The sequence below is a fragment of the Lysinibacillus sp. UBA6686 genome, assembly GCF_002455205.1.
GTDB classification, from domain to species: domain Bacteria; phylum Bacillota; class Bacilli; order Bacillales_A; family Planococcaceae; genus Lysinibacillus; species Lysinibacillus pakistanensis.
Genome location: NZ_DKJS01000031.1, coordinates 1 through 22,866, shown reverse-complemented (window position 1 = coordinate 22,866; position 22,866 = coordinate 1). Strand labels below are relative to the sequence as shown.

Sequence of the window (22,866 nt, the reverse complement as noted above, 5' to 3'; positions counted from 1 at the left end):
AAAGCACTCAGTCGGAACGGAGATCAACCCCTCGTTTTGAAAAAGGGCATACTTTTTAATTTGTCACCTTGATTTCATTGATCAATAAGATTATTGAGTTCATTTTTCAATATTATTCAGGATGAGCTTGTCTTTGTGGCTGTTTTTTTACCATAATAACAAATAAGCTTGCTAAAGCACAGAAAACACCTGCCAGGAAAAAAGCCCATGTATATGAATTGAAAAACTTATAAATAAGCCCTCCACCATAAGCAGCTAGAGCAGCACCTGCCTGGTGTGATGCAAAAATCCATCCATAAATAACACCACTTTTATTCGTCCCAAAAGTTTGTCTAGCAATACTAATGGTTGGAGGTACAGTGGCAATCCAATCTAATCCGTAAAAAATTGAAAAGATCGCTAGTAAGGGAAGTGAACCTTGAGATAATGCGTAAGGAAGCAATAGCAAGGACATCCCTCTTAAAAGATAGTACCAAAACAATAACCATCGATTATCAAAACGATCCGATAGCCATCCTGACAAAGTAGTACCAACGAGATTAAATATGCCCATAAAGGAAAGAAGCGATGCAGCAGTAACTAATGGTACACCAAAGCTAATACAATAGGATACAAAATGAGTGCCGACTAATCCACTTGTTGAAAGCCCGCAAATAAAAAAACTTCCCGCTAATAGCCAAAATTCTTTAACCTTTATGGCCTCAAATAGTCCACTAAAAGCTATAGTAATTGGATTTTTTTTATGAGGCTCTTGAGATATTTCTAACTCTTCTTCCTGTCCATAAGGTAACATCCCAATATCTTGTGGTTTGTTTTTTATAAATAGCAAAATGATGATAAACATGAGCGTACTAAGTAGAAGAATTAAGCCAATCGCATGTCTCCAAGAAAATTGCTCAATGATAATAGCCAGGACAGGCAGTAAAATTAATTGCCCGGTTGCTGTACTTGACGTTAAAATTCCCACCGCTAGCCCTCTTCTTTTTACAAACCAATGATTGGCGACATATGGACTTAACACTGTTAAAAAGAGACTTGCTCCTAGGCCAATAATCCCTCCCCAAATAATGACTAATTGCCATGGTTGGCTCATAAAAAGTGTAAGAATCAAGCCTGTTACAAGGGTCGCCATTGCCCCAAGCATCATCTTCTTCAAACCTGCTACTTCAAGTAATGCTGCCATAAATGGTCCAGAAAACCCATATAAAAACAAACTAACCGCAAAGGCTAGTGCAATTAAGGATCTGTCCCAATTAAATTCCTTTTCAAATGAATTGATAAAAACGCCTGATGATGACATTGTAATACCAGCGACGATGATTGAGAAAAATGCGATTATAAGAATAAACCAACTATAATGAATACGCTTCATCCTAACACCTTCATTTCCTGAAAGATTTTCAAGTTAAACATGTATATACATGTTTTTGTTTGTATTATATGTATATACATATATAATGATAGTAAGAGCAATTCTTGCTGTCAAGCAGTATTTATCATCTAATAGGTGTATACTGAAGCTATCTGAATCCATAAAGGGGAACTGAACAATGGAGAATAATCTGAAGACAATAGATTATACGCAGATATGTGTTTGCGCAAACCTTAGAAAAAAAACAAGAGTAGTGACACAATTATATGACAGGTTGCTACAGCCAACAGGTCTAAAGGTCACACAATATTCAATGCTTGCCAATATCGCTCATCAACAAACCGTTTCAATAAGTCGATTAGGTGAAATTCTGCAACTTGACCAAACCACCGTAACACGGAATATAAATATATTAAAGCAAAGTGGCTATGTGGAATTAACAAGAAATCCACAAGATGCTCGTACAAAAAATATTTCATTAACAGCTAAGGGAAAGGAAAAACTAAATGAAGCCACCCCTATTTGGCAGACTATTCAAGAAAGAATTATTGCTGATATCGGCATTGATCAATATGCAAATTTCTATGACACATTAAGAACCATCCAAAAAATCATCCGCTCTTACGATGAAGCATAGTTTTTAGGAGGGGTTGTAACGTTATGACGGAGTGCCTAGGGACTTGACTGACCCTATAAATAATGAGATGGACCTGAACTAAGGGATTGGCTGGGAACAGAGGATTTTCGCTAACCTGAGCGGAAATCCTGGCGACCCGAGCGGTTTTCACGTTTACCTGAGCGGAGCTGCTAGTAACTCGAGCGATTTTCACCCACACCTGAGCGGATATGTTGGCTACCCGAGCGGTTTTCACGCTTACCTGAGCGGATATGTTGGCTACCCGAGCAGTTTTCACGCACACCTGAGCGGATATGTTGGCGACCCGAGCAGTTTTCACGCACACCTGAGCGGACATGCTGGCAACTCGAGCGGTTTTCACGCTTTCCTGAGCGGTTTTCACCCACACCTGAGCGGAAATCCTGGCGACCTGAGCAGTTTTCACGCACACCTGAGCGGAAATCCTGCCGCCCTGAGCAGTTTTCACGCACACCTGAGCGGAAATCCTGGCGACCTGAGCAGTTTTCACGCACACCTGAGCGAATCAGCTGGCGAACCGAGTAGCTTTTGGCCCATCTGAGCAATTTTTATCAGTCGGTCAAAACTCCATACAAAAAAGCGCCATAATCATTTGGCGCTTTTCCTTTGTCTGTATTAATATTCAATAAGTGTTTTCACATTTAAATCGCCAAGTTTTGCACGGCCGTTTAGCTCTGTTAATTCGATTAGGAAGGCACAGCCAACAACCTGACCACCCAATTGTTCCACTAAACGAACTGTTGCTTCAACAGTACCGCCAGTTGCAAGTAAATCATCACAAATTAACACCTTTTGACCTGGTTTAATGGCATCTTTATGCATAGTTAATGTATCTTTTCCGTATTCAAGACCATAATCAGCACTTACCACTTCACGGGGTAATTTTCCTGGTTTACGAACAGGGGCAAAGCCAATTTCGAGGGCATAAGCAACTGGACACCCGATAATAAAACCACGAGCCTCTGGACCCACTATAATTTCTGCGCCTAACTCTTTCGCATACGTGACAATTTGATCTGTTGCATATTTGTATGCTGGACCATTATCCATAATTGTTGTGATATCCTTGAAGCTAATGCCCTCTTTTGGCCAGTTCTCAACCGTTGTTACATATTGCTTTAAATCCATTTTATTGCTCCTCCTACGAACCTTTTTCGTCTATTAATGTAATCGTTCATCAAACCATTGTTTTAATTCTATATAAGGGGCATAAATCAGCTTTTGCTCCATTTCAATCTGTTCTGAACGTTGTTTGTAAGACGGTGCCTCCGTAAGCGCCTGTTTTGTGGCATTCTCGTTGACAGTCGTCAGTCCACTCTCCATTTTAACAAAACCAAGCTCAAAAAACACCTGTGTCATAAATTTTAATGCATCTAACGGCCAACCTGTATGCTTTGCTAAATCAGCTAAATGCATATTGAGTGGAAAAGCTGGACGGTTTTTCAAAAATTTATAGTACCAAGCAAATTGCTCGCGAGTCGGCAATCCATTGAAATATTGCGAATCAGGCATATAGAAATGTGCATAAATACGAGATGGAGCTGTTTTTTGCAAGACATTTTCTAACAGTTGAACATTGTGTGGTAAATCTAAAAGCACGATATAATTGCTTTGTTCCACATTTGAAAGTGAAGAATCTACTGCTAAAATAGGCTCACGAATAAGAGATTGGTAGTAAGTCACCGTCTCTTGACGGAAGGCAATAAAAGTTGCTTCTTCTTTCGGAATGGTATTTAACCAGCGGGCCGTTTGACGTATACCACGAATATCAAATAATTGCCATTCTGTCGTTTGAACATCCTCTATCATAAATTGTGCTTTTTTACGCCCTTGCCATTCGTTAATTTGTAAATCCCCAGTAAATGATACTTTTATTCCATAGGTTAACTCGTCGTGTAAATGTCCTTTATTGAAACCAACACTATCCAATTTTTCATAGCCATCCGTCAATTCCATTTTTATATGGTTTTCTGCTGCTCCAATTTTCCGCATAGAGGATATCTCTACATCTTCAAGCACATAAATAGGCTTTGGAAAATCTGTACCATATGGACCAAGCGTTGAAATTTCTTCAATGGCATCTGCTGAAATTTCATCCAGCTTCAGAGGTATGTCGATAGTCAATACAGGTGTCAGTTGCTCCTCTGATAAACAAGCTTTTGCTTGAGCATCTAAGCGTAATCGTAATTCGTCAACATGCTCGATCGCTAATGTCATGCCGGCTGCCATTGGATGTCCACCAAAATGGGGCAGTATATCTCTATTTTTGGCTAGTTCATTGTACAAATGGAAACCTTCAATACTACGGGCAGAGCCTTTTGCTGTCCCTTTTTCATTGTCTAATGAAAGTACAATTGTTGGACGGTAATAAAGTTCAACAAGTCGAGATGCAACTATTCCCACGACACCTGCATTCCAGCCCTCTCCTGCTACAACTATAACAAGTGAATTGCGAATTTTTTCATCCGATTCAATAAGAGCAACTGCCTGATCTGTTATGCTTTTCACAATATCTTTGCGTTCACTATTACATGCATTGAGCTGTTTTGCCAATGCTGTTGCCTTTGCATGATCCTCGGCCATTAATAGCTCTACACCTGGTGCTGCTTCGCCAAGGCGACCAACTGCATTTAAGCGAGGACCAAAATAAAAGCCGATTGTTTCTTCGTTGATTTTAGCTTGCTCGGCACTTGCTACTTCACACATTGCCAATACCCAAGGACTAAGAGAACGGCGCATTTCTTCAATTCCACGTTTAACAAGATAGCGATTTTCATCCACTAATGGTACTAAATCCGCAATAGTTCCGACAGCTACCAATTCTATTAAATGTGTAGGTAACTCCCCATATAGGGCATGCGCTAACTTAAAAGCGACACCTACACCTGCAAGCTCACCAAATGGATAATGCCCTTCTGGTATACGAGGATGTAAAATAATATCCGCTGGCGGTAATTCATCGCCTGGTTCATGATGGTCTGTGACAATAACATCCATTCCAAGTTCCTTTGCAATACGAATCGGTTCAATGCCCGAAATTCCATTATCTACTGTAATAATTAGCTGGACACCCTCGTCACATGCTTCACGAAATAAATCTCCATGAGGTCCATAGCCATGAATAAAACGATTCGGAATTTTAAACGATACATCCGCTCCAAGATCAAGTAGCACATTAAGCATGACAGTTGTACTTGTTACACCATATAGTGATAGGTAAGCCTTTGAAGTTATCTCTAGCTTTTCCCCCACTTCACACCGTGCGTGAGACTTTCACCTCACACGGCGTTCCATCGAATAGATTCAAAACTTTGGTAATCTACATAACTTAACAGAATTCACTTTTCTTATATGTCTAATCGTCCAAATTAGATTGTTAATTGTTCTACTTCTAATTTCTCTCTTAGCGTATTTAACTTGTTTAAACTTTTCATGTTCGTAATTAGATGTTTATACTTTGAGATTGTTTCTTCATCTTTAGCATGTATTAAGATATGAATATCTTTATCAACGAGGCAGAGGTTTTTGTATTCGTCAGTACCACCTTGCAATCGTGGTACTTTGTGATGACAGTGAAGCGTCATCGGGTTTAGTTCTTGCCCTGTTACATGGCATTTACCTCTTTGTGCACAGTATAATGCAATTCGATTGTCGTTGTATTCGACACTTCGTTGTGAAATCGGATGTTCCATTAAGAAACGAAGTACACCAACATCGATAGTAGAGAGGCTTTTATGAATTTCTTCTCTACCTTCTTTTGTATATGCATTTACTACATTTCGTTTCATCATTGGACTTTTGTGTTTAATGTAGCCAATAGGTAGAAACGTTTCTCGTGATATAAATCTAAGTTGCTTGCTTTTTCCGTATTCTTTCTTGATGAAATCAGAAGTGATAACACCCGTTTTCTTGATTCGCCGTTTCATTCGATGGTCTTTCAAACACGCATTTACTTCATATGCGATGTTTCCCATATCCTCGGCTATCATTGTTGCTATACGGAAATATTGATGAAGTCCTATTACAGTTGAGTTATATAGTGCTATTTTTCTTGCTTGGTCATTTGAGCCACTATCATATCGAATACCATTAATAATTTCTTTAAGGTTATTCTTAGTGCGCTGTACTGCTTTATCACACATATGACTTTTAACTACCCATTTGTGACCTTTTGGAATTAACTTCATTTTGATTCCTAGAAATTCAGAATAGTCCTTTTTAAGATTCACGATTTTTGATTTTTCTTCGCTAATTTCTAAGCCAAGTCTATCTTTTAGCCATTTTTGGACTGCGATAAATAACTTCTTCGCATGATTAGGATTACTACAGAATATTTTAAAATCATCTGCATATCGAACAATGTAACATTCCTTTAATCGGGTTTTCTTTAGATGGTAATATTGATTTCCTTTATCTGTTGAATTCCCTCTATCTTTTCGAATAATTTTTTTATCCTTACAAATCGGAGTGTTTTCCCACTGGCTTTCAATCCATCTATCCAATTCATTGAGGACAATATTAGATAGTAAAGGAGAGAGAATTCCTCCTTGTGGTGTACCTTTCTCATTCTCAATAATTTTTCCATCTGGCATTTTGATTTTGGCTTTAAGCATTTTAGAAATAATCGTGAGTAAGTTTTTATCTTGTATACCTAATATCCACATTTGTTTTAATAATTTTGCATGTGATACGTTATCAAAGAATCCTTTAATATCTATGTCAACTACGTAAGACATTTTAGAATTTTGCATTAACCGATAACTTTGTGCAATTGCATTTTCTACTGAACGGTTTGGTCTAAATCCATGACTTCTACCTGAAAATTTTGCCTCTGCTATAGGTTCAAGAACTTGTAAAATACATTGTTGGGCTATTCTATCCCAAATTGCAGGAATTCCTAGTGGTCTTGTTTTACCATTAGGCTTGGGTATTTCAACTCGTCTTACTGCTTTCGGTTTGTAATCTCTTAATTTGTTTCTGACATAGAGGATGAATTGTTCCTCCGTAAGCTTCGATATATGTTCGATTGTTCGACCATCTACCCCTGCTGTTTTACTGCCAGTATTTTTCTTAATATTACGATACGCTAACTTAATGTTTTCAGACGAACTGATAATCCCCATTAAGTTTTTGAAGTTACTATTGTTTTTACTCTGGTCATATAGCATGTCAAATGTTGATTGCATACTATAATATTCAGCATTTCTTAACTTGGACTTTTTAACATGTTGTGCGATTCGTGAATTTGCCACAGACATCAGCCCCTTTCTCAAGTGGTGATTCTATTAGTCATACTCGAATCTGTGTCTGTTATGCATTTATAAGTCTTTGAAACTTCCGACTAGAGCCTATCCCTCCACCATTTATTATCATGGTTTCAAAGGTACTATGACTCCACTCTCACGAAGATAAATCAGTTTTAGTAGGTCAATGCCCTTTATTTACTGAACTGCTTCATAGGTCGGTTAATACCTCCACATCCTTCGCTTTCCACGTTCCGATTCCTCTATCCTTGCATATATCCTTAGGTTTCTCCTATAGTCCTGTATGCTTGAAATTCGCCTGTAACGAATTATGGGGTTTCATAACTGCAGATTTTTACTAACCCACACATACGATGGCACTGCCACCTATTACATTTCTATAATATCTACGTCTAGACCTGTACATTCAGAGATTCGTCAGTGCTTGTGCAGCACATTCTAACCATAGATACTTTATGGACTCCCGGCATATAGGATACACCATCCACCGCTGGACAGCTTTCGTGTAAGTTACAAATCCAACTTACTTACGGTATCTCTCTGCCGACTTCACCGAGCTTCATACTTCACTAGTTAACCTTAGCTAAAGCATGTCGGAGTATCAGAGTAGGCGTTTCAAGGCGTTACCCTATCATTCCACCTATCAAGAAATCAGTTCTCCTAGGGAAATTAAGCGACTCCCTAGTGTCTAAGCTTTTCACTTAGAAACGTGTCGCACCGCAATCATAATCGCCATAAACTAATATTTTTTCTCCATTTTCAAGTGCTCGCTCAATACGTGCCACAGCTTCTGCCATGTTATGCATTAAAAATGGGTCATGAATATTTGCTTCTGTCATATTTAATAAACTCTCTGCATCAGTGGTTGTTGTGCAGCCTCGTGCCGCTAAAATCTTTGCCGCAATTGCAGATAGCTGTAGGTCATTTTGTAATGTTTGTACGAGTTTGGCATCTGGTCGCTCCACCCGCCATCTTTTTTTTGATAGAATCATCTTTTCACTTCCTTACGAAGGCTATTATACCGAAAATCTATCTGATTGACACTATCAGTTAGATTGTTAGTTTTAACTGCTAAATTCTTGTTTCTGTCCCCCTTCATAAAAAAAGCCTACTCATTAAAGAGTAGACTTCTCTAGCACACCTTTAGAAGCGAGCACTAATGATTCAATCTTATGCCAATTTTTTTCGTGTAGTGCCGTCACAATCGCACTACCAACAATAACACCATCACTAAGCGCACCCATACTAATTACCTGCTCAGGTGTTGAAATACCAAATCCNNACAAAACCCCGCCATAACCGGAATTTCACTTACTTCACATAAGCGAGCAAAATGACCATCTAAATCATCTGCAAAGCTTGAGCGAGCCCCAGTAATGCCATTGACTGTAACAGCGTAGATAAAACCCTGACTAGCAGCCGCGATACGTGCGATTCGTTCAGGTGGACTTGTTAACGATACTAGCTGAATGATGTCAATATTATGGGGATTTAATGCCTTCTGTAATATAGCACTTTCCTCTAATGGAACATCAGGAACGATTAACCCCTTTATCCCCCCTGCCACACATGCTTTCGCAAATTCCTCTAAGCCATAAGCTAAAATAGGATTAAAATAAGTCATAACCACTAATGGTACATGAATCTCTGCTCTAAAGGAGGCCAGTTCTTCTAGCACCTTCCGTAATGTCACACCTGCCGCTAATGCTCGTTCACCTGCTCGTTCTATTGTTGGGCCATCGGCAACAGGGTCTGTAAATGGGATACCGACCTCAATAGCCGTCACTTCCAATTGCTGAAGCTTTAGAATCGTAGGTCTTAACGTTTCTAGCCCACCATCTCCTGCCATAATATATGGCACAAATGCTTTATGACCAGCAATCTTTGTTTGTTCAATTGCCTGCTGTAATGTTGTCATGATACATCCCCTCCTAATGCTTTACGGACTGTATGAACATCTTTATCTCCTCGACCTGATAAGCATATAACAATGATGTCATCTGTTGACATTGTTTTCGCCAGCTTTGCTGTATAGGCAATAGCATGAGAGCTCTCTAATGCAGGAAGTATGCCTTCTGTACGACTTAGTAACTGTAGACCTTCAAGTGCTTCACTATCTGTAATTGCCTCAAAATGAGCACGGCCAATATCATGTAAATAGCAATGTTCTGGGCCCTTTCCTGGATAATCTAGCCCAGCAGATATAGAGTGCGCCTCCTGTACAAAGCCATTATCATCCTGTAATAAATACATATATGCTCCATGTAAAACACCTAGCTGACCACCGGCAATAGCCGCTGCATGTTTTCCTGTTTCAATACCACTTCCAGCAGCCTCCACACCATATAACGCTACAGCTTCGTCATCGACAAAGGGATGAAACATACCAATTGCATTACTACCACCCCCGATACAGGCAACAACTGCATCTGGTAATCGACCTTCCTTCTCTAACATTTGCTGTCTCGTTTCAACACCAATAACACGCTGGAAGTCTCTGACGATTTTTGGGAATGGATGTGGCCCTAAAGCTGAGCCTAAAATATAATGCGTGTCCTCAACATTTGTCACCCAATAGCGAAGTGCAGCATTTACAGCATCTTTCAATGTTTTAGACCCGGTTTCGACAGACTCCACTTTTGTACCAAGTAGCTCCATGCGAAATACATTTAGCTGTTGACGTTTGATATCCTCAGCACCCATAAAGACAACACACTCAAGGTTTAATAGTGCACATGCTGTTGCCGTTGCTACCCCATGCTGCCCTGCTCCTGTTTCCGCTACAATTTTCTTTTTACCCATTCGTTTAGCCAGTAGTGCCTGACCTATGGCATTATTGATTTTATGGGCACCAGTATGATTTAAATCTTCTCGCTTTAAGTAAATTTTCGCACCACCCAGCACCTGTGTTAAGTTTTCTGCGTAGTACAACGGTGTCTCACGCCCAACATATTGTTGTAAATAATAGGCTAGCTCATCCGTAAATTTCTGATCGCTCATTGCCTCATCATAAGCTAACTCTAATTCCTGCAAGGCTGTCATTAATGTTTCTGGAACAAATTGTCCTCCAAATTTTCCGTAACGTCCTTCCTTTGTCGGTACGCTATTTGCAATTGAATTTACCATTATGCTCTTCCTTTCTTTACAGCCTGGATAAATGCATTTATTTTTGCTTCGTCCTTTATGCCATCTGTCTCCACACCGCTCGATACATCTACCATATAGGGCGATACTAGCGATACAGCCTCCGCAATATTTTCAGCTTTCAAACCACCCGCTAATATTAATTTATCTCGCGGAATCCCTGCCATCTCTAGAAGTGTCCAATCAAATGTATGGCCGCTTCCGCCTTTAAAATCAGTGCCTGGTGCATCGAATAAATAATAATCAACATTATAATTAGCAGCCGCACGAACATCTTCTTTATCACGGACTGATAGCGCCTTAATTGCTGGATAACCTTGCTGACGGATAAATTCAGGTGTCTCTTCACCATGGAACTGCACATAATCTAGTGGCACACCTTCTACAGCGGCTCGTAGTTCCTCCACACTTGGATTAACAAAGACTCCTATTTTCAAAACTTCTCCTGGTACATTTTTTGCTAATTGATGTGCCTGTTCAATAGAAATTTGGCGCTTGCTTGGGGCAAAGACAAAACCAATGGCATCTGCCCCTGCCTCTACCGCCGCTCGGACATGCTGCTGTTCCTTCAGTCCACAAATTTTAACCTTTGTCATACAGATGCCTCCATTTTACTTACCTGTAAACTTTTTAGTGCAGCTCCTGCATCACCGCTACGCATCAAGGACTCGCCAACAAGAACACCACTGGCTCCCATTGCTGCCACCGTTTTAGCATCTTCCTGGTTCCAAATGCCACTTTCACTAATTAACACACACTCCTCTTCGAACGGGAAAGCTTGTGCAATTTCACGTGTTCGTTCTAAGCTCACCTCAAAGGAACGTAAATCACGGTTATTAACGCCAATCAGTTGAGCCCCTACTGCCAAAGCTCGTTCAAGCTCCTGAAGATCATGTACTTCAACCAATACCTCTAAATTTAAACTTGTTGCATAGCTATATAAATCTCGCAGTATCTCATCTGTTAATGCAGCGGCAATTAATAAAATAATGGATGCACCTGATGCTTTGGCAAATCGAATTTGTACACGGTCAATCATAAAATCCTTACAAAGAAGAGGGATTTGAACAACATCGGCTACAGCGGCTAAATCCTTAAAGGACCCTTTAAAAAATTCCTTATCTGTTAGTACAGAAATAGCCACTGCTCCTGCTTGTTCATATATTTTTGCTTGAGCAACTGGATCTGCTCCTTCTGCGATAAGCCCTTTAGAAGGCGATGCACGCTTCATCTCAGAAATCACCTGTAATGTGTCCGATGTTCGTAATTGCTCAAATAATGATGGGCGTGGCTTTTCTGTAAAATACGCAAGTGGGTCAGGCTGTTCAAGTAAAGCACAAACCTCTATTTTTTTCTGTTCAATAATTTTATTTAATATATTCATTGTCCAACCCCCACTTCTTTAATTTTCTCGCTGAAAGCAACGACTGCTTCTAATTTCTGTAATGCACGCCCACTAAAAATGCTATCTCTCGCCATGTCTACGCCCTCTTTAACCGTTTCAGCTTTACCGTCACTAAAAAGCCCAATACCAGCGTTTAATAATACTGTGTCAAAGTAAGCACTTTGTTCACCAGCTAATAATTTTCGCATAATAACAGCATTTTCAGCTGCATTTCCCCCTCGGATTGACTCTAGTGGCGCATAGCTAAGCCCTGCATCCTCTGCAGTTAATGAAAAAGGAATTAGGTCTCCCTTATCCACCAAGACAAAGGTATTTTGCCCAGCTAATGACGCCTCGTCTAACCCCTGAGGTCCAGAAACAACTATCGCCCGCTCACGTCCAAGCATTTGTAAAACCGAAGCGTACTCCATGACAAAATTAGGTCGATTTATACCCGTAAATTGCGTTGATAATGAAACTGGGTTCGTAAGGGGGCCCACAAGATTAAAAATTGTTGGCTTACCTAGAGTTCGACGCACCTCACCAATACGCTTTAATTTCGGATGCACATTTGGGGCATATAGAAATGCAATTCCCTCTGTCTCCAACAATTCAACAGTTTGCTCAATAGTAATGTTGGTATGGATACCGAGTGCCTCTAAAACATCCGCACTTCCAGATGCTGAGGAAATTTTGCGATTACCATGCTTAGCCATTTGCACACCTGCTCCAGCTAAAACGAAAGCAGAGGCAGTACTGATATTAAAGGTATTCAAACCATCACCACCTGTACCGCAATTATCCATATATACACTTGCTTTTGTAGGTACATTAAGGGCAAATGAACGCATAACAGTTGCCAATGCTGCTACTTCATGCGCTGTTTCACCCTTCGTCGATAATGCTGTTAGAAAGCTAGCTATTTCCTCCTTCGGTGTATCATCCTGGAACATCCAATTTGCTGCCTTCAGCATTTCTTCATAAATGAGATGCTCTCGCAGCTGAACCTTTCGCTGAATAGCTTCCATTAATGTTGACCTCCTTCTTTTTCAACTAGCTGTAAAAAACCCCGTTCTTCCTCTTCTACCTGTTGCGTAATTTCATAGGTATTTGTATATTTCGTGACCGTTATTGTTGTTTGCACATGCATCGATTCATTGGCTATCACCATTGATTTTCCTGTTAAGGCAAAATCAAGATGACCATTGAAGCCAATAAATCCAAGGGCACCCCCAAAAATACCAGCAGCCTGACTTTGAATTTCGGTTGGTGCAAAGGGTGGTAATGTCGCGGCTAAGACATCAAGTGCATGAAGCATCGGTAAAATTTGACCTTCTACTCTAGATGTCATGTGTAAAGCTTGCTTTGAACGCTCCATTTTCATCGCTTCAATCACCTGAATCGAATCTCGGAAGCAAACTGACTGCAGCTCTTGCTGAATAGCGGAAACAAGTACCTCATGAGATTTTCTCATTTCTGTGTTTTCCACTAGCTTTCGTTCTTGTTCCAAGTCTTCACCTTTCGTTTTACCTCTAGGAAGCGTTCCTTCAGTTGGCGATGCAATAACCCGCTCACTCTTAACTCGAATAAGACTTTCAGGAGAGGTACCTAAAACAACATGATCCTCAAATTCTATATAATACATATAGGCTGCAGGATTTTTCTTTCTTAGCTGACGATATAGAGCGAAAGCATCTCCTTTAAAATCAGCTATTAGGCGCTTCGATAGCACAATCCTTGTCGTCTCTTCATCCAAAATATCTTTAATAGCAGTAAGAGAGCTCTCAAAATGTTCATTTGCTGCTGATTGCTTTGGAGCATAATGACAATCTGAATCCTCAGCCTCTCTAGCATTTATCAGCTGTTGTGCTAGCTCTTCTAAATTGGGTTCCTTTTTTTCTGCATCTATATTTGTATGAATCAGTGTAACCTCGTCTGTTACATGGTCAAAAACAATAACTGTCTCATAAACATGAAAATGTACAGTGGGTAGCTCCACATTAACCTGTTCAGAGTGAATTGACGTTGCCTCATGACCTACATAACCAACAGCACCTCCTGAAAACGGGAACAGTGTAGTATTGGAAATCCGCGGCATTAATCTTTTCAATAAAACAAATAAATCACCTTGATGTGTATATGTTTTTCCTGTTTTATAGGAGTACTCTTGAATTTCATCTCCTTGGCCTTTGTATGTTTTTCTAGGGTTAGCACCAATAAAAGAAAAACGTCCTGCTCCCTCATGCTGGGCTGAACTCTCTAGCAAAAATTTATGATTACCTTGTAAGCGTCTAAAAATTAAAATTGGTGTTAAAGAATCACCATTAATCGTTTTCATCTTTGTTCTTGAACTCGTAGATAGCATAAGTACCAAGCTCCTTTCTAAAATTCCATATGAATGTAAAAATTGCAGAAAAATAAAAAAAGCCCTCTGCAAAAAGGAATTTCCTAATTGCAGAGGACGATCAAGACCGCGTTGCCACCTCTTATTAGAGCATATTGCTCTCCCTTATGTGCTCTGTCTACGCATGACAAATCCATTACGCAAAGATAGTCCGAAGACGTCTAACTTTTTAACCTTTACATGGTCAATAAAGTAGTTAAAGCACCCCCTATAACGTGGGGAAGCCGTTCGCTTTTCTTATAAAAGCGACTCTCATAAGTCCATTCACATAAGCTACAAATCAGTTCACACCATCCACTGACTCTCTAAATTGCACGCTTATGCTACTATTCTTATTCAACAATTTCTCAGCTATTCTTATCTAAACTCAGCTCATCTGTTCTATGGCTAGCCTCGCTCCCGAGACCTTCTACCATTACCGAACAAAAAGTTAGCCTTATTCTATGTCAAACTACTGAAATTGTCAATGAATTCTGAGAAAAAGAAAAAATATGTATGGAATGATGAAAAACTTTATTAGTAAAAATCTCTTTCATCTATCCAACAAAAAAGAAGTAAAACTACCTAATTTAAAGCTTTTGCCAAGTATTGACCTTGCAAAAATATCAAGTTATAGTAATTTTAGAACATTGATTCTCTAATATACGAAGGAAAGAAGGAACGTAGATGTCCGTTCGCAAAAAACTAAATATAGGATTTATAGCATTAATTTGTTTACTACTAATCTTAAGTATTCTCTCATTTCTTCAATTTAAAATGGCTAAAAAAGATATAGAAGAGGCATTAAATCACCGAATTGTCCAAATGCAATTAACAGAAAAAATACAGCAGCAAATTGCCTCTCAAGGTCTATTTTTACGTTCCTATATTTTAAATGGTAAAGATGAGACGGCGAAAGCTAATTTAGAAAGGTATGAAAAGTTATTGCCTCAGACGACTAAAGAATTGACTAGTATCGTACGTTCAGATTATACAAAAGATATTATGGAGAAAATATCTGCATTACAAAACGATTTACTGGCTAGTTCCGAAAAGGCGATACAAGCATTTACTAATGGTAATACTGATTTAGCATTATCCTACATAAATAATGATGTGACAAAATATAATAAGGAAATCTATGCTTTGACAAAAGAGCTATTAGAATACCATGAGGAACAACTTCAAAAAGTTGAGCAAAATGTTAATCTAACTGTATCAAGAGCTATCATCATCTCCATTACATTGCTTATTATCAGTGTTATTGTAGGATTATACTTTATGAATTTTGTGAAAAACGCTATCGTTCAACCACTACGACAGGTGATTGAGGCAGCTGATGCATTAGCACAAGGTGATTTAACAATTGCCCAACTTGACTATCGCTCAAAAGATGAAATTGGTATTCTTGCTGCAGCAGTTAATACATTAAAACAAAATTTATCTAAGTTAATAGGAAGTGTGCAAGACAGCTCTATGCATTTATCTGCTGCTTCTGAAGAGCTTTCTGCAAGCACTGAGGAAGTGACAGCGACTTCAAGCGAGATTGCACATCGTGTAAAAGAAACAACGAGTCACTTAACTTCTTCGGCTAGTGCAGCCCAGCAAAATACAATCGCTATGGATGAAACCGCTACTGGTGTACAACGCATCGCTGAGTCTACACAATATTTACATCACAACGCATTCAATATGACACAGCTTGCCCATACAGGAGGTACAACCATTTTAACTGCCAAAGAGCAGATGGATACAATATCTGGAACTACGACACGTATTGCTGATCTAACAAAAAAACTTAGTAAACAATCTGAAGCTATTGGACAAATTACAACAGTAATTACAGCCATTACAGAGCAAACCAATTTATTAGCATTGAATGCTGCTATCGAAGCAGCAAGAGCTGGTGAACATGGCAAAGGCTTTGCAGTCGTCGCAGATGAAGTGCGAAAGCTTGCAGAGGAATCGAAACAATCTGCGAGTCAAATTGTGGCTATTACCAATGAGATTCAAATGGATACAAGAAATGTCGAGGATGCTATCATGGAAGGCTTGGCATCTGTTCAAGACGGTGTAGCTAAAATTTACGAGGCAGGTGATGCCTTTGAAGCCATTTCATCATCTGTTCAAGACTTCACAGACCAGATTGAAGATATTTCAGCCACGTCGGAACAAATTTCAGCTGGCGCTCAAGAAGTAGCGGCCTCTATAACGGAAATCGCCTCTGGTGCAGATATCTCAGCTAATAACGCCCAAATTATAGCCCATGCAGTTGATGAGCAAGTAGCCACAATGCAGCAGGTCAATGCAGTAGCTGAGGAGCTAAGTGATAACGCCCAGCAGCTACAGGCTTTACTACATCAATTTAGACTTTAATGGACAAAACAAAAAGAATCTGCAACTTTCAAATGAAAGCATTGCAGATTCTTTTTTATCATAAACAGAGAAAGAAAATTTCCTTCCCTGCTCCTAATTTAAAGACATATATTAAACAGTAGGCTCGTCAGTACCCCATTGTTTTTTCTCTTTTTTGTGTATTTGACCATCTGATTTTTTCATTTCACGAATTTTTAATGAATACCAGATTTGTGCAGCAATACAAATTGAAGAATACATACCTGTGATTAAACCGATTAATAACGCAATTGAGAAGTTTTGAATCGACGGTGCACCTAAAATAAGAAGTGCCACTGTCACGATAATAACCGTTAACACTGTGTTAACAGATCGACCCATTGTTTGACGAAGTGATTTGTTAACGATATCCGCTAACACTTCACGGTCTTTAATCGTATCGTATCGATCCAGGTTTTCACGCATTCGGTCAAACGTAACAATCGTGTCATTAATGGAGTAACCAACTATCGTCAATACCGCCGCTATAAATGTGATATCGACCTCTAAGCGCATAAAACTAAATACCGCAACAATTAAGAATACGTCATGTAGTAACGAAACAACTGCCCCAACACCCATGCGCCACTCAAAACGAACCGCTACATAGATAATGATACCGATAGCTGCAAGTGACAATGCTTTAATAGCATTTTTCGCAAGCTCTTTACCAACAGTTGGTGATACTGTACTTACGCCAGGCTCATGACCATATTTTTTGCCCGCTTCTTTTTTGAATTTTAAAATTTCCGCTTGCGATAGATCATGTTTATAACGAATAACTGCGGAGTTACTCTTTTCACCTGTCAAAACGATATCTTCAGATGGGAAGCCAATACTACCTACGTATTTAGCTATTTCTTCTTTCGTCAACATTTGATCCGCTTCAATTTGCACACGAGTACCTTTTGTGAAATCAATACCCAGGTTTAAGCGGAAAATACCAAGAACCACTAAACCAGCCACTAGAATAGCTAATGAGAATGTATAGAACTTCTTACGATTGTGTACAAAGTCAAAACGATCAAATTTCGTTGATAGATCTAATGTACCGATATTTTCATCTAAGCTATGCTGTTTAGATTTTGCAATACCAAACCAAGCTGGATTATTGATATATCCACTGTTGACAAGTAAACCTAATAGTACACGAGAACCCCAAACAGCTGTTAAGAAGCTTAGTAAAATACTAATAATTAATGTTGTTGCAAACCCTTTAACAGAGCTTGTCCCGAATTGGAATAATACAGCCGCTGCTAATAATGTAGTTAGCTGTGCATCAATAATTGCTGATAAAGACTGCTTCGAGCCAATTTGGAATGCTTGTTTTACTGAATAACCTACACGTAGTTCCTCACGAATACGCTCAGCCGCTAGAATATTGGCATCCACAGCCATACCTATACCGAGAACAATTGCTGCAATACCTGGAAGTGTTAAAACAGCATTAATCCAATCAAAAACCACAAGTACTAAGAAAGTGAAAATGGCAAGTGTAATGATGGAAATTAAGCCAGGTAAACGGTAATAGAATAGCATAAATAAGAAAATTAAAACTACACCCACAATACCTGCAAAAACAGTACTTTTTAGAGCTTGGTCACCAAATTGTGCACCAACTGACGTAGAATAGATTTCATCAAGCTTTACTGGAAGTGCCCCAGCCTCTAAAATACCCGCTAAATTTTTCGTTTCTTCAACTGTGAAGTTACCACTAATCATAACATCTGTTGTATCTAATGTTTGGCTAACTGTTGCTGCAGATGCATAGCGAGGCTTTGCTTTTTGTGATTCAGCCTTATAGGAATCCACACCCTCTTCAAAATCTAGCCATACAACGAGTAAATTTTGACCTTGTGGCTTAGCCGCAATTTTACTTGTTATATCAGCAAATTTTTTCGCATCCTTTAACGTTAATGATACGATTGGACGATTTTGCTGGTCAAAGGAATCCTTTGCTCCACCTGGCTTTAGGTCATCACCGTCTAATAGTAAATTGTCATCAACATCACGGAAAGTTAAATTTGCAGAAGTAGACAATAATTTACGTGCTGATGCTTGGTCTTCGACACCCGCTAATTGCACACGAATGCGGTTTTTGTCTTCAACTTGAATACTCGGTTCACTTACCCCAATAGCATTTACACGTTTACCAAGAGCTGTTGATGTTGCAGACACTACTTCTGGTGTAATTTTTTGTCCCTCTTTTAATTCTTTCACCTCATAAAGAACCTCAAACCCGCCCTGTAAGTCAAGACCAAGCTTAATGTCCTTTAAGACGCCGCCTACAGTCGTACCAATGGTTGCTGTAAAGAGCACCAAAAGCAGTACGAATGCAACTATACGACTTTTTAGTTTCATTTATAAATCCTCCTCGAATAGGTGTAAGGGCATTCCTTACACTACAAACAAGTATAATAGCAAGACCTTTTTGAAACGTCTATTCCTCCTTTTCCTGTAGAATAATGTAGCCTGTGCTTCAAAAAGATTGCCCTACTTATTTCAATCGTTCATAACGCGCAAATTTATTTTTTTAACCGCTACTTTTTTAAAGCTAGTAGTGGTATGACAGTAAAAATACTTATTTCAATAAAAAAAGCGCAACACACTCATTATGAAACACGTTGCGCTTGGTGTCAATTCAACACTTTTAGTATTCTTTTATTATTTGACAAAAATTCTACACAGTTCTTAAGCTTTAACTGGACCAAGCAGCATTTTTAACTCTTCCGCATTCAATTCTGCAAACCAATTATTACTTTGTAAAAATTCTACTTGATTAAAAGATACAATATCCGACGGAGATACAGAAAAAATAGTAGCGATAATCTCATGTAATCGTAATTGTTCGATATTTTTTTTGCGCCATTTTTTCTCTATACAATAGCGCCAAAGTTCTTCTGCTGTAATCGCATCGTATTGATAATGCTGAAACTCTCCTATCTTACTATCAATTGCCGGACGAATTTTTTCAAATAGCTGCTCATGCTGCACACTCATTTTGAATCATCTCCAATCAAAGTTGTATCGTAAGACATGTTTGCATACAAATAGTGTAAATGAATTTTTGCGGCTTGAGAAGGGACGGATGGCATGAGTTCTTTTGTACGAGGTACACTATTTTTGATGTTTGTGATTTTTTTATCTAAACTTTTTGGCTTCTTTTATAGAATGCAGTTTATGCGTATTGCTGGTGAAGAAGCAGTCGGTATTTATATGACCGTCTATCCTGCTTTTATTTTCTTTATCTCACTCATTCAACTTGGACTACCTATCGCTGTGGCAAAAATTGTAGCAGAGCTACTAGCAAAAAACAAACGCGAAAGCATCTTCGGTGTTATGCGAACGGCTATACTTTGGTCGTTTATTGGCATGATCATTTTTATGCCAGCTGTTGCACTAGCAATACCATATATCTCGACTACATTATTACATAATGAACAGACAACCTTTACGCTCTGGATTGCGCTCTTTGCTGTGCCGGTATCAGTAGGCTCTGGGCTATTGCGCGCTTATTTACAGGGTATCGCGAAAATCACACCAACAGCTTGGTCTCAAATGATTGAACAACTTGTACGTATTGGCTTTATCACATTTATGCTTCCATATGTAGCAAACTATAATAACGCTTCTGTTACAGCAGCCTCTGCCATGGGGATTACGCTTCTAGCTGAAGTCATTGCTTTCTTATATTTGTGGATGCATTATATTATCTCAAAGAAAAAATTATTGACGAGAAAAAACAAAATCGAGGCATATCCTTCCTCCCCCATGTTGCGAGTAGCCCTTCCTTCTGCTGGAAGCAAGCTATTTGGTTCCTTTACATGGTTTTTAGAGCCGATTATCTTTTTAAAGGCCCTAACAATGGCTGGATTGACAGCCTCCGCAGCAACGATTCTTTATGGTGTCATTTCGGGCGTACTAGTGCCACTTTTATTATTTCCGGCTTTTGTATCCACTGCGCTTTCAATCGTCCTTATTCCGGCTGTTAGCGATGCTGTAGCGCGTCAGCATACACCACTTTTACAGGAGCGTATCTCCGTATCATTGCGTTTATCGTCTCTAGTGGGATGTTTTGCTGCCACGTACTTTTTTGTTCATGGTGATGAGCTTGCGATGAAGCTCTTTCATTTACAGGAAAATCGCGGCTATGTGAAAATATTAGCCCCTATTTTCTATTTTTACTATATTCAAAGTCCATTACATTCGATATTACAGGCAATTGGCGAGGCCCGTGCTGCCATGATGAACTCCATTTACGGTGGTCTAGGAAAGCTATTTGTTATGTTCGTGCTTGCTTCCCAGCCAGGTATACAGGAAAAAGGGGCGGTAGTGGCAATTGGATTTGGTGTCTTACTGACTTCATTTTTGCATATCGCAACAGTCAGACAACGCAAAAATTTACGCGCAGGCTTTAGAATGTTTGTAGTGCCTTATAGCTGCTTTATTGCGGTTTGTGTCACTCAGTATTTTTTAATACCAATCATGTCTTTACCTTTTATTTTAAGTAGTTGTGTAACGTTGTTTTTACTATTTAGTTTTTTAATTTTTTCAAATCAGCTACGTTTTACGGATGTCCGATACCTACGGAAATTAGTGAAAAAGGTTTAAGATTCTTTCAGTTGAATATGAAGCCGATTCTCTTCCCAAATACAAAAAAACACTGTTTTACTATCCGTAATATTATTCTTGGTTAACTCAGACATTAGCCATTCAGCATCCTTATGCAAGAGTTTCAAATGTCTTTCTTGAATATCACCATCGATGATTAGTGGATATACAAATGCCTTTTCGTCCTTCTCATATACAGAAAGATTGCCAGAGGGCTCCAAATAAGCATAAGCAACTTCTGTAACAGAGGCAGTACCATTTTCACGTAATTGCTGACATAAATCATCTAAATTATAGCGTTGCTTGCGCATTTCTTTTTCTAAAATGACACCATCCTTTATTAGTAAAACAGGATCACCATCCACTAAATCACGAAACTTTTTATTTTTTAATGAAAAATAAGCACTGCCTATTTGAATAAAAAACAACATGATAATTGGCAGAATGGCATTTATTAAAGGCGTTTCAACGTCATCAAGTGCAAATGCAGCAACCTCTGCCATTAAAATAGATACCACTAAATCGATGACGGATAATTCACCAACCTCACGTTTGCCCATTAAACGGAATATAATCAAAATAAACACATAGATAAAGCATGTTCTAAAAATAATAATTAAATATTCTTCCATACAGTCACCCCCATACTAACAAGGTGACCGTGTATGTTGCATTTTATACAGTGATATGGGGATTAAAGTATAGAAGGCGTTGTCCAACAAAAATTTGGACAACGCCTTTAAATTGAAGTTTAGTTATTTTTCATTGACAACACGTCCAATTGCTTGACGGTCAAATTTTACGCGGACATTTTCTGAGATTTTCAATGTTACTGCTGTATCCTCAATCGAATCTATCACACCATGTAAGCCACCAATTGTAATTACTTTATCTCCACGTTGCAAATTGCTCTGCATATTTTGTGTTTCCTGCTGTCTCTTTTTAGCAGGGCGGATTAAAATAAACCACATTGCAACGAACATTAACACTATAGGTATAAATTGTACATACGAATTCATAATTCTTGCCCCCTTTCCATTATCACTTTTTTTAGTATAGACTATTCCACCCTTAAAAAGCGATGGACAAGCCCAAAAATTTTCTATAATTACTAATATTTTTTCTATCATAGACGATATTTTGCTAGAAATATTCACATTTCACACAAATTCATAATTTTTTTACTAAATATTAGAAGTTTTTCGCGTCTGGTCCATTAAAGCCATATTTCTCAAAAAACTCTTCTCGGAAATCTCCTAGACGATCTTCACGGATTGCCTCACGTACTTGTTCCATTAATTTTAATAGGAAATGTAAGTTATGGTATGACGTTAAACGAATACCAAATGTCTCCTCAGTACGAATAAGATGTCGGATATAAGCACGTGAATAATTTTTACAAGTATAGCAATCACAATTCGGATCAATCGGGCCAAAATCACGAGCATACTTTGCATTCTTTACTACTAAGCGCCCTTCAGAAGTCATTAGTGTACCATTACGGGCAATACGTGTTGGCAATACACAGTCAAACATATCTATACCACGAATTGCTCCGTCGATTAATGAGTCAGGTGACCCAACACCCATTAAATAACGTGGTTTATTTGCTGGCATTAATGGTGTAGTAAATTCTAAAACTCTATTCATAACATCTTT

Annotated in this window: 18 protein-coding genes, 1 pseudogene and 1 other annotated feature; of the genes and pseudogenes, 3 read left to right on the top strand and 16 right to left on the bottom strand. The window is 38.8% G+C overall.

The window, feature by feature from the left end; genetic code table 11:
• Positions 1–112: 112 nt before the first annotated feature.
• A complete protein-coding gene (locus B2R82_RS07945; RefSeq protein WP_286924352.1) occupies positions 113–1,372 on the bottom strand; it encodes an MFS transporter in 1,260 nt (419 codons plus the stop codon).
• A 178-nt stretch (positions 1,373–1,550) separates the two neighbouring features.
• Here B2R82_RS07945 and B2R82_RS07940 point away from each other — a divergent pair, with 178 nt between their 5' ends.
• Positions 1,551–2,009, top strand: a complete 459-nt coding sequence (locus tag B2R82_RS07940; protein WP_286924351.1) for a MarR family winged helix-turn-helix transcriptional regulator — start codon at positions 1,551–1,553, stop codon at positions 2,007–2,009.
• A gap of 633 nt (positions 2,010–2,642) precedes the next feature.
• On the opposite strand, the gene B2R82_RS07935 is transcribed toward B2R82_RS07940, so the two are convergent.
• The 10 genes and pseudogenes from B2R82_RS07935 to B2R82_RS07890 form a co-directional block, all read right to left on the bottom strand.
• A complete protein-coding gene (locus tag B2R82_RS07935) occupies positions 2,643–3,155 on the bottom strand; it encodes an adenine phosphoribosyltransferase (protein WP_283868891.1) in 513 nt (170 codons plus the stop codon).
• 33 nt (positions 3,156–3,188) lie between these two features.
• The gene (gene recJ, locus B2R82_RS07930; protein ID WP_376781212.1) at positions 3,189–5,279 is read right to left on the bottom strand and encodes a single-stranded-DNA-specific exonuclease RecJ; all 2,091 of its coding nucleotides are present in this window, start codon (positions 5,277–5,279) and stop codon (positions 3,189–3,191) included.
• Positions 5,280–5,395: 116 nt separating this feature from the next.
• Positions 5,396–7,285 (bottom strand): group II intron reverse transcriptase/maturase, encoded by a 1,890-nt coding sequence (gene ltrA / locus B2R82_RS07925; protein WP_286924350.1) that lies wholly within the window; start codon positions 7,283–7,285, stop codon positions 5,396–5,398.
• Between the two features lie 707 nt (positions 7,286–7,992).
• Entirely contained in the window at positions 7,993–8,283 is a 291-nt protein-coding gene (locus tag B2R82_RS07920) for a single-stranded DNA-binding protein (RefSeq protein ID WP_286924349.1), read from the bottom strand.
• A 123-nt stretch (positions 8,284–8,406) separates the two neighbouring features.
• A pseudogene (trpA, locus tag B2R82_RS07915) lies at positions 8,407–9,209 on the bottom strand (tryptophan synthase subunit alpha).
• Complete coding sequence (trpB, locus tag B2R82_RS07910) at positions 9,206–10,417, bottom strand: tryptophan synthase subunit beta (RefSeq protein WP_286924348.1); 1,212 nt, start codon at positions 10,415–10,417, stop codon at positions 9,206–9,208. The pseudogene trpA and the gene trpB overlap by 4 nt, the downstream one beginning before the upstream one ends.
• On the bottom strand, positions 10,417–11,031 hold the full coding sequence (locus tag B2R82_RS07905; protein ID WP_286924347.1) for a phosphoribosylanthranilate isomerase: 615 nt from the start codon (positions 11,029–11,031) through the stop codon (positions 10,417–10,419). The genes trpB and B2R82_RS07905 overlap by 1 nt, the downstream gene beginning before the upstream one ends.
• Positions 11,028–11,819: an indole-3-glycerol phosphate synthase TrpC gene (gene trpC, locus B2R82_RS07900; protein ID WP_286924346.1), complete on the bottom strand. Its 792-nt coding sequence runs from the start codon at positions 11,817–11,819 to the stop codon at positions 11,028–11,030. The genes B2R82_RS07905 and trpC overlap by 4 nt, the downstream gene beginning before the upstream one ends.
• Positions 11,816–12,847, bottom strand: a complete 1,032-nt coding sequence (trpD, locus tag B2R82_RS07895; protein WP_286924345.1) for an anthranilate phosphoribosyltransferase — start codon at positions 12,845–12,847, stop codon at positions 11,816–11,818. The genes trpC and trpD overlap by 4 nt, the downstream gene beginning before the upstream one ends.
• Positions 12,847–14,184 carry a chorismate-binding protein gene (locus tag B2R82_RS07890; protein WP_286924344.1) on the bottom strand — a complete coding sequence of 446 codons (1,338 nt, stop codon included), beginning with the start codon at positions 14,182–14,184 and terminating at the stop codon, positions 12,847–12,849. The genes trpD and B2R82_RS07890 overlap by 1 nt, the downstream gene beginning before the upstream one ends.
• Positions 14,185–14,273: 89 nt before the next feature.
• Positions 14,274–14,572, bottom strand: a binding site (T-box leader).
• Between the two features lie 317 nt (positions 14,573–14,889).
• Between B2R82_RS07890 and B2R82_RS07885 the strand changes: the two genes are divergently transcribed.
• Positions 14,890–16,578 carry a methyl-accepting chemotaxis protein gene (locus B2R82_RS07885; RefSeq protein ID WP_286924343.1) on the top strand — a complete coding sequence of 563 codons (1,689 nt, stop codon included), beginning with the start codon at positions 14,890–14,892 and terminating at the stop codon, positions 16,576–16,578.
• Between the two features lie 111 nt (positions 16,579–16,689).
• Here B2R82_RS07885 and secDF read toward each other — a convergent pair whose 3' ends face one another.
• Both secDF and B2R82_RS07875 read right to left on the bottom strand, forming a co-directional pair.
• Positions 16,690–18,957 carry a protein translocase subunit SecDF gene (secDF, locus tag B2R82_RS07880; protein ID WP_286924342.1) on the bottom strand — a complete coding sequence of 756 codons (2,268 nt, stop codon included), beginning with the start codon at positions 18,955–18,957 and terminating at the stop codon, positions 16,690–16,692.
• A 330-nt stretch (positions 18,958–19,287) separates the two neighbouring features.
• On the bottom strand, positions 19,288–19,596 hold the full coding sequence (locus B2R82_RS07875; protein ID WP_283868901.1) for a post-transcriptional regulator: 309 nt from the start codon (positions 19,594–19,596) through the stop codon (positions 19,288–19,290).
• Positions 19,597–19,689: 93 nt separating this feature from the next.
• Here B2R82_RS07875 and B2R82_RS07870 point away from each other — a divergent pair, with 93 nt between their 5' ends.
• Positions 19,690–21,207: a putative polysaccharide biosynthesis protein gene (locus tag B2R82_RS07870; protein ID WP_286924341.1), complete on the top strand. Its 1,518-nt coding sequence runs from the start codon at positions 19,690–19,692 to the stop codon at positions 21,205–21,207.
• Here the strand turns inward: B2R82_RS07870 and B2R82_RS07865 are convergent.
• The 3 genes from B2R82_RS07865 to B2R82_RS07855 all read right to left on the bottom strand — a co-directional run.
• The gene (locus B2R82_RS07865; RefSeq protein WP_286924340.1) at positions 21,204–21,839 is read right to left on the bottom strand and encodes a DUF421 domain-containing protein; all 636 of its coding nucleotides are present in this window, start codon (positions 21,837–21,839) and stop codon (positions 21,204–21,206) included. The genes B2R82_RS07870 and B2R82_RS07865 overlap by 4 nt on opposite strands.
• A gap of 123 nt (positions 21,840–21,962) precedes the next feature.
• The gene (gene yajC / locus B2R82_RS07860; RefSeq protein WP_286924339.1) at positions 21,963–22,226 is read right to left on the bottom strand and encodes a preprotein translocase subunit YajC; all 264 of its coding nucleotides are present in this window, start codon (positions 22,224–22,226) and stop codon (positions 21,963–21,965) included.
• Between the two features lie 172 nt (positions 22,227–22,398).
• On the bottom strand, positions 22,399–22,866 hold a 468-nt coding region (locus B2R82_RS07855), incomplete at its 5' end, for a tRNA-guanine transglycosylase (RefSeq protein ID WP_286924338.1).